The organism is Paracoccus spongiarum (genome assembly GCF_030732095.1).
In the GTDB taxonomy this organism is placed as follows: domain Bacteria; phylum Pseudomonadota; class Alphaproteobacteria; order Rhodobacterales; family Rhodobacteraceae; genus Paracoccus; species Paracoccus spongiarum.
Genome location: NZ_JAVAMQ010000003.1, coordinates 73,801 through 85,748 on the forward strand (window position 1 = coordinate 73,801; position 11,948 = coordinate 85,748).

General features: G+C 64.5%; 14 protein-coding genes and 1 pseudogene. 7 read left to right on the top strand and 8 right to left on the bottom strand.

Going from position 1 to position 11,948, the window contains the following annotated elements:
- Positions 1-129: 129 nt before the first annotated feature.
- The 6 genes from istB to Q5Y72_RS04140 form a co-directional block, all read right to left on the bottom strand.
- Positions 130-894 (bottom strand): IS21-like element ISPve1 family helper ATPase IstB, encoded by a 765-nt coding sequence (istB, locus tag Q5Y72_RS04115; RefSeq protein WP_114669629.1) that lies wholly within the window; start codon positions 892-894, stop codon positions 130-132.
- Complete coding sequence (gene istA, locus Q5Y72_RS04120) at positions 891-2,387, bottom strand: IS21 family transposase (protein WP_443147228.1); 1,497 nt, start codon at positions 2,385-2,387, stop codon at positions 891-893. The genes istB and istA overlap by 4 nt, the downstream gene beginning before the upstream one ends.
- Positions 2,388-2,484: 97 nt before the next feature.
- On the bottom strand, positions 2,485-2,832 hold the full coding sequence (locus tag Q5Y72_RS04125; RefSeq protein ID WP_305962136.1) for a DoxX family protein: 348 nt from the start codon (positions 2,830-2,832) through the stop codon (positions 2,485-2,487).
- Positions 2,833-2,874: 42 nt separating this feature from the next.
- Positions 2,875-3,360, bottom strand: coding sequence for a flavin reductase family protein (locus Q5Y72_RS04130; protein WP_305962137.1), 486 nt, complete (start codon positions 3,358-3,360; stop codon positions 2,875-2,877).
- A gap of 29 nt (positions 3,361-3,389) precedes the next feature.
- Positions 3,390-3,734, bottom strand: a complete 345-nt coding sequence (gene fdxA / locus Q5Y72_RS04135) for a ferredoxin FdxA (RefSeq protein WP_305962138.1) — start codon at positions 3,732-3,734, stop codon at positions 3,390-3,392.
- A gap of 65 nt (positions 3,735-3,799) precedes the next feature.
- Positions 3,800-4,402, bottom strand: coding sequence for a superoxide dismutase (locus tag Q5Y72_RS04140; protein ID WP_305962139.1), 603 nt, complete (start codon positions 4,400-4,402; stop codon positions 3,800-3,802).
- A 163-nt stretch (positions 4,403-4,565) separates the two neighbouring features.
- Here Q5Y72_RS04140 and Q5Y72_RS04145 point away from each other — a divergent pair, with 163 nt between their 5' ends.
- The 3 genes and pseudogenes from Q5Y72_RS04145 to Q5Y72_RS04155 form a co-directional block, all read left to right on the top strand.
- Positions 4,566-5,156, top strand: coding sequence for a helix-turn-helix transcriptional regulator (locus Q5Y72_RS04145; protein ID WP_305962140.1), 591 nt, complete (start codon positions 4,566-4,568; stop codon positions 5,154-5,156).
- Complete coding sequence (locus tag Q5Y72_RS04150) at positions 5,153-5,605, top strand: group III truncated hemoglobin (protein WP_305962141.1); 453 nt, start codon at positions 5,153-5,155, stop codon at positions 5,603-5,605. The genes Q5Y72_RS04145 and Q5Y72_RS04150 overlap by 4 nt, the downstream gene beginning before the upstream one ends.
- Positions 5,606-5,919: 314 nt before the next feature.
- Positions 5,920-6,015, top strand: a pseudogene (locus tag Q5Y72_RS04155) (IS110 family transposase); the annotation flags it as partial.
- 320 nt (positions 6,016-6,335) lie between these two features.
- On the opposite strand, the gene Q5Y72_RS04160 reads toward Q5Y72_RS04155, so the two are convergent.
- Both Q5Y72_RS04160 and Q5Y72_RS04165 read right to left on the bottom strand, forming a co-directional pair.
- Entirely contained in the window at positions 6,336-7,250 is a 915-nt protein-coding gene (locus Q5Y72_RS04160) for an NmrA family NAD(P)-binding protein (protein ID WP_305962142.1), read from the bottom strand.
- Positions 7,251-7,407: 157 nt separating this feature from the next.
- Positions 7,408-8,103: an SDR family NAD(P)-dependent oxidoreductase gene (locus tag Q5Y72_RS04165; protein WP_305962143.1), complete on the bottom strand. Its 696-nt coding sequence runs from the start codon at positions 8,101-8,103 to the stop codon at positions 7,408-7,410.
- A gap of 126 nt (positions 8,104-8,229) precedes the next feature.
- Between Q5Y72_RS04165 and Q5Y72_RS04170 the strand changes: the two genes are divergently transcribed.
- The 4 genes from Q5Y72_RS04170 (at position 8,230) to Q5Y72_RS04185 (ending at position 11,841) form a co-directional block, all read left to right on the top strand.
- Positions 8,230-8,907 (top strand): TetR/AcrR family transcriptional regulator, encoded by a 678-nt coding sequence (locus Q5Y72_RS04170; protein ID WP_305962144.1) that lies wholly within the window; start codon positions 8,230-8,232, stop codon positions 8,905-8,907.
- 102 nt (positions 8,908-9,009) lie between these two features.
- Positions 9,010-9,771, top strand: coding sequence for an SDR family NAD(P)-dependent oxidoreductase (locus Q5Y72_RS04175; RefSeq protein WP_305962145.1), 762 nt, complete (start codon positions 9,010-9,012; stop codon positions 9,769-9,771).
- 66 nt (positions 9,772-9,837) lie between these two features.
- Positions 9,838-10,737 (top strand): NADP-dependent oxidoreductase, encoded by a 900-nt coding sequence (locus Q5Y72_RS04180; RefSeq protein ID WP_305962146.1) that lies wholly within the window; start codon positions 9,838-9,840, stop codon positions 10,735-10,737.
- A gap of 210 nt (positions 10,738-10,947) precedes the next feature.
- Positions 10,948-11,841 (top strand): YncE family protein, encoded by an 894-nt coding sequence (locus Q5Y72_RS04185; protein ID WP_305962147.1) that lies wholly within the window; start codon positions 10,948-10,950, stop codon positions 11,839-11,841.
- The last annotated feature ends 107 nt before the right edge of the window (positions 11,842-11,948 follow it).

Consider the following 11,948-nt stretch of genomic DNA (forward strand, 5'->3'; position numbering starts at 1 on the left):
ATCCGGCCACGCGGCGGAGTAAAATCCGGCCACGCGGCGGTGACCGGCGCCATGGCGCGCGCGCTTACCAGATAGCTGGCGCGTGCCATGGCGCATTGGCCCCTTGGGCCAAAACAGCACCATCTGATTTCAGGACTTTTGTTGCTGCTTTCGGGCAGTGCTGTTGGCGAGACGATAACTCTCGCCGTTCATCTCGAGGATGCTGACGTGATGGGTCAGCCTGTCGAGCAGTGCGCCGGTGAGGCGCTCGGAGCCGAAGGTCTCGGTCCATTCATCGAAGGGCAGATTGCTGGTAATCAAGGTCGCGCCGCGCTCGTAACGTTGCGAGATCAGCTCGAACAACAATTCGGCGCCGGTCTTGGACAGCGGCACAAAGCCCAGTTCGTCGATGATCAGCAACTTGTAACCGGCCATTTGCTTCTGAAAGCGAAGCAGACGGCGCTCGTCGCGGGCCTCCATCATCTCACTGACCAGGCTCGCGGCAGTGGTGAAGCCCACGGAGAGCCCCTTCTGACAAGCCGCCAGTCCGAGGCCAAGGGCGATATGCGTCTTGCCCGTGCCACTTGGGCCGAGGGCAATGACGTTCTCGCGACGGTCGATCCATTCGCAGCGGGCCAGTTCCAGCACCTGCATCTTGTTGAGCTTCGGAATGGCGCTGAAGTCGAAGCTGTCGAGGCTTTTGACCGCGGGGAATTTGGCGGCCTTGATGCGGCGCTCGACCATCCGCCGCTCCCGGTCAATCAGCTCCAGTTCGACGAGGCGGGCAAGGTAGCGGACATGGTCCATGCCTTCGGCCGCGCATTGCCGGGCCAGCTTCTGATGTTCGCGCAGGAATGTTGGCAGCTTCAGGGCCTTGAGGTGATGGGTGAGCAGGATTTCCGGGGCGTCGTTCATGCCGCGTCCTCTGCATCGCTCGACAGCAGCCGCATATAGGACCCGGGCCTGGTCTTATCGACTGTCGTCCGCGGCAGATAGGGATAGCAGTCCAGGTCCAGCCGGGGCGGACGGTGTTCAACACGGCAAAGCAGCAGGTGCTTTACGGCGTCAAAGCCGATCGCGCCCATCTGAAGCGCCTGCTTTACCGCGGCATGCAGGTCAGCCAGATCGAAGGTCTCGAGCAACCGCAGGACCTGGACGTATTCGCGTCGGCCATGCCGGTTCATGCGAGCTTCCATCAGCCGGCGCAACGTTGCGAACTCCTCGGGAAGCTCCCAACCTTGCAACGGCGCGGCCTGATCAAATGCGTTGAGCTTCTGCTCCAGCAGCGGCAGGTAGTGGATCGGGTTGAAGATGAGTTCATCGCGATCCCAGCACCGGGGATGGCGGGCAATGACTTCGCCCCGACAGCCAATCACCACGTCATGGACATAAGCCCGGATCCAGACATCCTGATGGGCAAAGGCGACCGGCACCGAGTAGTCATTGGTCTTGTAGCGCACGAGCGATTGCGACGAGACGCGGCCGGTGTCCTGATCGCAGGCGTCAAAGGGTGAAGCAGGCAAGGATCGCATCTCTGCCAGATCGCGCTGCTGCCGCTCGCCGATCGTTTCGCCCTCACCGCGCAGGACATCCTGCTGGCGCTTGCGGCATTGCTCCTCCAGCCAGAGGTTGAACGCCTCCCAGGTCGCGAACTCGGGGAGCGGCACCATGAAGTTGCGGCGGCAATAGCCCACCAGGCCCTCGACATTCCCCTTGTCGTTGCCTTTGCCGGGGCGGCCATAGCGATCCCGGATCAGGTAATGGGATAGAAACCCGCTGAACAGGGCGGCCCGCTTGCGGGTGCCATCGGGCAGGATCTTCGCCACCAGGCACCGGTCGTTGTCATAGACAATCGACTGGGGGACCGCCCCAAAGAAGGCAAAGGCGTGGATATGGCCGTCCACCCAGGCCTCGGCCACAGCCGCCGGATAGGCGCGGACGTAACAGGCGTCGCTGTGCGGCAGATCCAGAACAAAGAAGTGGGCCTTCTGCTCGACACCGCCGATCCTGACCATCGCCTCGCCGAAGTCAGCCTGCGCATGGCCCGGGGGATGCGCCAGCGGCACGAACACTTCCTGGCCCCGCCGTTCCCGCTCCCGAATGTAGTCCTTGATGATCGTGTAGCCGCCGGTGAACCCGCATTCGTCACGCAGCCGGTCGAACACCCGCTTCGCGGTGTGCCGCTGCTTCCGCGGCATGGAGCGATCCGCCTCAAGCCAGCCCTCAATGATCGGGATAAAGGGATCAAGCTTCGGCCGCCTGACCTCGGCCGTCCGCCGGTAGCCCGGTGGCACCGAGAACGTCATCATCTTCGCAACCGTATCACGGGAGATGTTGAAGGCCTTCGCCGCCTGACGCTGGCTCATGCCTGCCGCGCAGGCCTGGCGAACCCTGAGATATAGTTCCACGCTGAAAATCCTCGCGCCCTCCCTGCTGTCGCAGAAAGGGAAAGGGTGGACGACTTTTACGCCGCCCGCAGCAGCTCCATGCCGCCGCTTCCGTGGCCTAATTTCTCACCGCCGTTCTCAGCCATCCGTTCAGCACCACGAGCGCGAGAATGACCAGCGGCGGGATGGCGTGGCCGAGTTCGCCATGCAGCAGTACAGTCGCTGCGGCTGCTGCCATGATCCCGGCTCCTAAGAGACTTCCCGAAAGGCGCGTCCGTGGGATCGCGATCAGCGCGGCCGCACTCCATTCCAGAATACCGGTCAGATAGGGAAACCAGTTGGGATAGCCCCACCGGTCGTAGTCGGCACGGATCTCTGGGCTGGCGAAGATGTTCAGGATGCCGCCGAGTAGAAAAAACGCGGCAAGGGCGCCGGCGAAGATGTGGCGCCAGGGAATGTTGGCCATGGGATGATCTCCGTTTCACTTTTGCGGGTCGGGTCCCCCCGGTCAGAGCGGGCGGACCGTGCTGAAGCGGCGATCGTGCCAGACCAGCGGGCGGCGGACATCGGCGAGGTCGATGCGGTTGGGGTGTCCGACAAAGAGCACGTGATCTGCGGTCTCGATCTCGCCGGCAAGCTTGCAATCTATCGCGACCATGGCGCCGCGCAGGCGCGGATGACCCGAAGGCCACGCCGTCCAGGCGCCATGGTCGAAGCGGCGCTCGGCCGCGACCGACCCGGCAAAGGCCTCGGCCACGGACTGCTGGTCCGCCTGCAGCATGGCGAAAGAGAAGCCGCCCCGCGCGCGGATCAGGCTCGCCAGGTGTGCGCCGGCGTCGACCGAGACTAGGAGGGACGGCGGATCGACGGCCAGCGACAGGGCAGCCGTCACCGTGCGCCCGACGCGCGTCTCTCCGTCGGCCGCAGTCACCACGCACGCCGTGGCGGCCAGCGCCGCCATGGCTTCGCGGAAGGCGCGCTGTGTCTCGTCCATGGTGTCGGTCGTCGGGAAGTTACTTGCAATCATGACGTTTCCTTCTGCCCCGGCTCCGGCGAGAAATGCGTCTGCAGCTTGTTCGGCACGCCGTCCATCGCATCGGCGTTAGCGGGCGGTGCGCCGCGTTCCGTGATCACGGGCCACATCTCAGCATATTTCCTGTTGAATTCGACCCACCTGTCCATTTCCGGCTCTGTATCCGGGCGGATCGCGTCGGCGGGGCACTCTGGTTCGCAGACGCCGCAGTCGATGCACTCGTCGGGGTGGATGACCAGCGTGTTCTCGCCCTCGTAGAAGCAATCGACGGGGCAGACCTCGACGCAATCCATGTATTTGCAGGCGATGCAGTTCTCGGTGACGACGTAGGTCATTGTGCGCTTCCGGCTTTAGCGGACGGCCGCCGCGCACGAAGGCGCGGCAGCCCGAAGGACGCCGATCAGGCGAGGTTCGCTTCGGCGAATTCGTAGTTCGCCAACTTGTCCAGGAAGTTCGTCACGTAGTCCGGCCGCCGGTTGCGGAAGTCGACGTAATAGCTGTGCTCCCATACATCGAGGCCGAGCAGCGCAGTGCCCTCGCCGGTGGCCAAGGGGTTCACGCCATTCGGCGTCTTGGTCACCGCCAGCGTGCCGTCGTCCTTCTGAATCAGCCAGGCCCAGCCCGAGCCGAACTGGCCAACGGCCGCGGCCTTGAACGCGTCCTTGAACTGCTCGACCGAGCCGAAATCCGCATTCAGCTTCGATTCCAGCGTGCCGGGGATGCCGCCGCCGGCGGGCGACAGGGCGTTCCAGAAATGGATGTGGTTCCAGTGTTGGCCGGCTTGGTCGAAGATGCCGGCGCGCGCCTCGTCGCCGTAGGTCGCGGTCACGATCTCTTCCAGCGACTTGCCTTGCAGATCGGCGTTCTTCTCGACGAACCCGTTCAGCGCGGTCACGTAGGCTTGGTGGTGCTTGTCGTGGTGCAGCTCCAGCGTTTCCTGGCTCATGCCGCGCTCGGCCAGAGCGGAATGGGCATAGTTCAGGGCGGGCAGTTCGAAGGCCATCGGATGTCTCCTTTTCGCGCCGGAGGTTGCGCCACAAGGCGCCGTCCGGTAATTTAACAAGTGAGAACTTTGAAAAATCGAGGGCAATATGTCAAGGGACGACTTGGAAAATGCGGCGTGGTCGCCCCGCGCCCCTCCCGAGCGCATTCTGATGACGCTCAAGATGAAGGGAGAGCTGACCTCGGCGCAGGTCGGCACCGAACTGGGCATCACCGGCGAGGCGGCGCGGCAGCAACTTCTGCGGCTGGCCGAGGACGGGCTGGTGCGCGACGAACGCCGCGCCGCCGGACGCGGCCGGCCAGCCGTGTATTGGCACCTGACCGGCAAGGGCCAGGCGCGGTTCCCCGACACCCACGCGGCCCTGACGGTGGACATCCTTCGCAGCATCTCCGAGGTGCTGGGCGAAGATGCGGTGGACCGGATCATCGGCGCGCGGGAAACTACAACTCAGGCGCTGTACCGGCAGGCGATGGCCGATTGCGACACGTTGCAGCAACGCGTCGCTCGGCTGGCCGAGCTGCGAACCGCCGAGGGATACATGGCCCGGGCCGAGGAAGGGCCTGGCGGCGAGATGATCCTGACGGAAAACCATTGCCCGATCTGCGCCGCGGCGACCTTCTGCCAAGGCTTCTGCCGGGCAGAAAAGGCCGTGTTCGAAGCCGTTCTGGGCGAAAACGCCACCGTCGAACGGCGCGAACATATCGTCAGCGGCGGCCGCCGCTGTACCTACGTGATAAGCGAGACGCTGACATGACCGACCAGACACCTACCCGCTCGCCCGAGGCCGTCGCCGAAGGGCTGGACCAAGCGATGATCCGGCGCGTGGTGCACCGGTTCTACGCCGACGCGCGCGAGGATCCGGTGATCGGCCCGGTGTTCCGCACCCACGTGCCCGACGATCAGTGGCAAGCGCATCTCGACAAGATCACCGCGTTCTGGTCGTCGTCGTTGCTGGGCACCGGCTCTTACGACGGGCGACCGATGCCGAAACACCTTGCCATCACCGAGTTGAACGACGATCACTTCCGCCGCTGGCTCGCGCTGTTCCGGCACACGGTGACCGACCTGTGCCCGCCCAACACGGCCGAGCTGTTCATCACCCGGTCGGAGCGCATCGCCGAGGCCTTCCGCATCAACATCGGCATGCACCGGGGCGAGGACTTGATGTTCCGCCCACCGCTCACGCGCGAGGCCTATCCATGAGCGGCAGGGCCCCGATGAAGGTCGCCGGCTTCAGGGGCCGGGACGCGAACTTGAGGCCGCGCGAAACGATCAATGACGCTAACAGAAAACATTGATCTTTCGGACCGCAATACGCTGGGTCTCGCCTCGTGGGCCCGGTACGGCGGCAGGGTCTCGGAGGTCCGAGAGATCCTCCCTATGCCGGAGTTCGCCAGAGGCCAAGGGCTCCCGTTTCACCTCATAGGCGCGGGTAGCAACTGCGTTCTCGATGAGCAGATTGACGCCGTCGTCGGACTCATGGACCTCAGGGGCCGGTCGCTCCAACATGACTCGGACCGCCCAAGGTTGCTCTGACCGCGATCATGCGAAAGCTCGTCGTTCTGGCCAACGCGCTCTTGAGAGACGGCCGGAAATGGTCTGAAAACCCCACTTGTCCAACACGATACCTACTTTGCGCAGCCAAAGACATTTCAACTTGGTTGCAACAAAGCAAGCGCAGTTCATCGGCTGCATGCCCCTCATCTGCGCCACCAGGGCTTCCAGTTCATGGATCCGGTCTGTCAGGATCAACGGCGCCTCGCGATCGACCAGGGCCAGATCCCGCACGGACTGCCGCGCTGCCGGTGCCAGTTCCACCGGAAGAGGAGTTCCCGCCGTTCCAGCGCCCCGAAAAGCAGCAGCGCACTGGACGTCGGCGCGTTTGCCTGGCGCTTGTCACGCGTCGGCCGCTCATCTCCCGAGTGATTTTCTCTCAAAGCCCTTCCTGTCGGACATAGTCGCGAACGGTTAGGGGCTTGATCCAGGGATAGCGGTCGTTGGCGATTGCGTGGAGTTTGCCCTTGCCCGAAAGCATGCCGCGCCAGTACATCAGCGGCAGCCAGGCGTAGACATTCTGCGGTTCGGCCTGCCTGAGCCTCTCGATCTCGCGGTCGAGATCGGTGAGGCTTCCCTTCTTCACGACCTCGATGGTCTTTCCGGAGGCCTCTTCGTAGGCCTTCACCAGCTCGTGGAATGTCAGCGTATCGCCGGCGACTTCGAACACGCTGGGAACCTGTCCTTCGTCAACGGCGGCCTCGGCCGCGAACCGCGCGGCATCCTCGTAGGTCGTGAAGTCCATCGCCCTATCGCCGTCTCCCCAGACGAATGCCTGTCCCGCATCGAGGTCGAATGCCCCGAGGAAGCCGAACAGCACCCGCCGGTCGAGAAAGGCGCCGATGTTGATGTGAACCACCTCAACATCGCCGCGGGCTTTTTCCGCCTCGCGGGCGAAGGCCCGCCGGTCGTCGGTGTTGATGTTCTCGCCGTCGTCCAGGCCGAAGATGTTGTAGGAGAAGCTGGACGGGATGAAGCGGCGGACATTCGCGCGCCGGGCCGCGTCGAGCAGCCGCAACTGGTTCCCGACGATCACGTCGGGACCGCCCTGGATGGCGGAAACGACGGAGAAGGCGCCGGTGAGCGCCGCCGCAAGCTTTTCATCCTGCGCCTGGTCATCGAGATCGAGCGCCACGATCTCGACGCCTCTCTCGCGCAGGCTCGCTAGTTTCCCGGCGCTTTCCGGGCGCACCAAGGCCCGCAGCCGCACATCCGGCTTGTCGAGGAGCGCACCGGCAATGAGGGAGCCCAGCGCACCCGTTGCGCCCGTCAGGACGACGATTTTTTCGGTCATGACAATCCTTTCTACTCAGAGCGGCGTATCCGGCCGCATCATGCTCGTGTTCGTCTGACAGCCATCACGCTGCCGCGACCATATGAATAACCGACATGTGTCGGATTTTCTAGCCCCTATAATATCCTCGCAAGGCAGAACGTCGCTGCCCGGCGGGTCAGCCCTTCTTCGGTTCGATCCAGTGTACGACCTCGCGGTCGTCCGTGCCGATCAGATGGGCGATATAGTCGCCGATCTCCTCCGGACTCGGCCATTCAGGGCGGTCATGGTGGTGGTTTATGCGCCTGCGGGTATTGATGGGAGGCATGAGAAGTTCATGCACCTTCATTCCGGACGGGCGCAGCTCTTCGGCGAGTGTCGTGGCCAGCGATCTCTGCGCGGCCGACATGGCGGCCACCGGTCCCGCGCCGGGATGCGGGCCTTCGGCGCTCTGCCCATTGATGTGCACATAGATCCCGCGCTCCGGGGCGAGCAGGGGCACGAAGGTCTTCATGGCAAGGAAATGCGTGGTCAGATTGTTGCGGACGATCCCCTGCCACTGGTCGAAGCCGACGCCGGTGATGGGAAAGCCCTGCGACCAGCCGCCCAGCACCGCGACGATCACGTCGATGCGGCTGGCCAGTTCGCCGATCCTGTCGCGCAGCGCCTCCGCCGCCTCTGGCGTGTCGAGCGAGCCCATGGCACCTTTCAGGGTGCCCGTCGCGATGTCGCCGACATAGTCGCGCAGGGCGTCGAGCTTCGTCTGCGTGCGCGACGAGGCGATAACACTCGCCCCATGCTTCAGAAAGCTCCGGACGATGCCTTCACCGACGTCGCCGGTGCCACCCAGTACCAATGTCGTGAGATCCTTCATGGTCGGTCCATCCTTCCCCGCATGATGAAACTTGCCGATCCGCCTTGACGGTCGTCACAGGGTCCGGCTAGAAACATAAACGACAGGTGTCGGATTATCCAGCCTCGATTCACACAGAAGGTAGCGATGGATTCACGGACAAAGGAAAAAAGCGTCGGCGACTGGACTGAAGCGGAGGATGCGCGGATTGCGCGGACCCGTGCCCGGCTTGCCGAGGCCGTGCTTTCTCTGGCGGCCGAACGCGATATCACCAGCGCTTCCGTGTCCGAGTTGACGCGTCGCGCAGGTATAAACCGCAGCACGTTTTACGAACATGCCCAGACGCCCGTGGAGCTGCTGACCCGCGTCCTCTCATGCGAGTTGGATGGGGTACGCCGGCGAGGCATGGATCAGCTCGAACGCGACGGCCTGCTGCTGCGTGACCTGACGCGCAGCACGCTTCACGAGATCTTCGAGCATGTCCTCAAGCACGAGGCGGTCTATGGCGGCGCCGGCCGCGCCTCATCGAAGTACGCCCTGCGCGTGGTGCTCGCCGAACACATCGAGCAATCGATCCTGACCATGTTGCGCGAGGGTTTTGTCACCCCGCCGGTGCCGGGGCCGGAAGCGGCCCCGCTCTATGCCGCCTATCTCGCCCATGGCGCGACCGGCGCTGTGGAGGCCTGGCTCCGCCTTCCGCCCCCTCGGGATGAGGGGATGCTGCTTGCCGCCATCGAGGCCATGTACCCTTCCTGGCTCGCGCCGGATATTGCTCTGAGTGACTGTGAGCCGGGCATGAACGCGCTGCAAGGGACGGAGAAATGATCGTTCATGGTACAAATTCGTATAGGGAGAAACGTTATGCCTACAACTGAACTTCTAAGCCGCGGTCCCGTGAAAGGTCGCCTGACCGGGAAGGTTGCGTTGGTGACCGGGGTCGGCAGCGGGCAGGGCCGGGAGGTCGCGCTTCTGTTCGCGGAAGCCGGAGCCGTCGTCGCGGGCTGCGACATCAATCCCGAGGGCCTCAAGGGCACCGAGGCGCTCGCGGCCGAAAGAGGCGTCGGACTCGATCTCGCGCTGGTCGATGCCTCGGACGAGGCGAAGGTCGGTGCATGGGTCGATGACGTGGCGAAGCGGCATGGCGGCCTCGACATCCTTTATAACAACGGCGCCGGCGCCCATTTCGTGCCGTTCGCCGACATGACGCTTTCGCAATGGCGCGACACCTTGCGTCTGGAACTCGACACGGTGTTCATCCCGTCGAAGGCGGCATGGCCGCATCTGATCGCAAGGGGCGGCGGGTCGATCATCAACATCGCCTCGATCGCCGGGATGATGGGCGGCGAGGTCATCGGCAGCGCCGGCGCGGCCGCGCACGCCACCGGCAAGGGCGGCGTGATCAGCTTCACGCGCCAATTGGCGACAGAGGGCGGGGTCCACGGGATCCGGGTCAATGCGATCTCGCCGGGACCGATCGTGACGCCCGCGTCCGAAGCCGTCGTTGCCGCCAGTCCCGACTTCCGAAAATTGTTCGAAGGCATGCCGCTGCTGAAGCGGTCGGGGCGCCCTGTCGACGTTGCCTATGCCGGGCTTTTTCTCGCTTCGGACGAATCCGCCTATGTCACGGGCGCGAACCTGACGGTGGACGGCGGTGCGACGGCCAAGACGGGCATTTCCGTTCTGTCCTGACCTTCAGGGCAACACCTCGGGAAGGCAAGGCGATGGCGCCTTGTTAGGGCATAGGAGCATGACGATATGAGAAGCAGAATTCTGGTCGCCGACCGTTACGGTCAATCCGATGTCCTCGATTTCGTCGAGGAGGAACTTCCCGCGCTCACGCCGGGTCAGGCCCGGATCGCGGTCAAGGCTGCCGGTCTCAACCCGATCGACGCGCGCAGGATGACGGGCGAGATCCGGTTCGGTCCCCTGCCCTTGAGGTTCGGCACCGAGTTCGCCGGGCGCATCGTCGAATTGCCCGCCGAGGCCGGGCCATGGTCCGTCGGCGACGAGGTTCTCGGCTCCGGCGGCGGCTTTACGCACGCCACGATCATCGATGTTCCGATCGGCAATCTCATCCGGCGCCCCTCCACGGTCGATTGGCCTGTGGCCGGCTCGCTGGCCGGAACCGCGCAGACCGCCATGGCCGTCGTCCAGGAGTTGGGCGACATCGGATCGCTGCTGGTCCATGGCGGCGCGGGCGGCGTCGGCACCGTGCTGGTCCAGCTTGCGCGCGAGAAGGGCATCGAGGTCGTGGCCACGGATTCGGGGGCCAACCCTGACTATCTGCGCGCGCTCGGTGCAACGCCCGTCGCCTACGGTCCCGGCCTCGTTGAACGCCTCAGAGAGGTCCATCCCGCTCCGTTCGACGCGGCGATCATCCTGGCCGGCACCGAGGAAGCCACGCACGCGTCGCTCGCCACGGTGAAGCCGGACGGGGATATCGCCTCCACCACGGGTATCCCCGCCCCCTCGGAACGGGTCCGCGCGACGGGCAACAGGCCCAGTCCTGCCAACCTTCAATATGTCGTGGATCGGGTCGCCGACGGCCGGATCAGGTGGGAGGTCAGCGGGACCTACCCGTTTGCCAAAGCAGCGGAAGGCTTTGCCGCCGTCCTGGAAGGGCACACGCGCGGCAAGCGTGTCCTGATTTTCTGATTCCACCGAACGATCGGGAAAGGTGCCGCGCATGTGCGCTGTGGCTTACAAGGCTCCGGGTCCGGTCGAGGGAGCGCAGGCTCTCGTTGACGTCGATCTGGCGAAACCCGTGCCGGGACGGGCTCAAGCCCGCCCCGGCGATCAACGTCACCGCAAACCTCGTCATCGTGCGCTTGTTCGGCAATCATCATAGCTGACGTCAGACACGGAGTGGTCGACACGGTTTCGATCCCGGTTGCGCCCCACAACGTCGATCTGACGCCCGATGGCAAGCTGCTGCTGGCCGTTGGCGATCCTGCCACCGAGGGGGATCACGGGTCGGACGGCCACGGGCACGGCGCGGACGGCGCGGCCGAGGGGCTGCTGGTCATTCTCGATCCGCAGAACATCTCGACGCCCAAAGCGACCGTCGCGGTGGGCTCCCATCCGGCCCATGTGGTCGCTGACCGGCAGGGGCGAGCCTATGTCTCACTGACAGGTGGGGACGAGATCGCCGTGGTCGACCTCGCAAAGGCCGAGGTCATCGGGCGCATCGCGACGGGGGATTATCCGCACGGCCTGCGGCTCAGCCCGGACGAGACCCAGCTTTACGTGGCCAATGTCGAGGACGGGTCGGTGTCCGTCATCGACACCCAGGCACTTTCCGAGATCGCGCGCATTCCGGTGGGCGCGGCGCCGGTCCAGGTCGGGTTCACGCCCTCGGGCGATCAGGTCTATGTCTCGCTGCGCGACGAGAACCGCGTCGCCGTGATCGACACTTCAACCCGCGAGGTGACGAACAGGATCGACGTCGGGCCGTACCCGATCCAGCTCATCGCGACGCAGGATGGGAAATTCGTCTATGTCGCCAATCAGGGCACCGACGCCGAGCCGAACGACACCGTATCCGTGATCGACACCGCGACCGGTCAGGTGGTGAAGACCATCACCACCGGCGGCGGCGCCCATGGCGTATCGGCATCGGCGGACGGGGTCTATGTGTTCGTGACCAACATCGCCGACGACAGCGTCTCGGTGATCGATATGGCGAGCCAGGAGGTCGTCAGCACGGTGCCGGTCGGCGATCGGCCGAATGGCATCGTCTACGGCGGCCCGACCCGCTGAGCGATCGGCGCCGGGGTTCGCTCCGGCGCCAGCTTCATCATCCGGAGTTCTGGTTGAACGCGTGCGATGCTTTCGGCGGTCTTCCCGGCGTTCGTATCTGCGTCTAT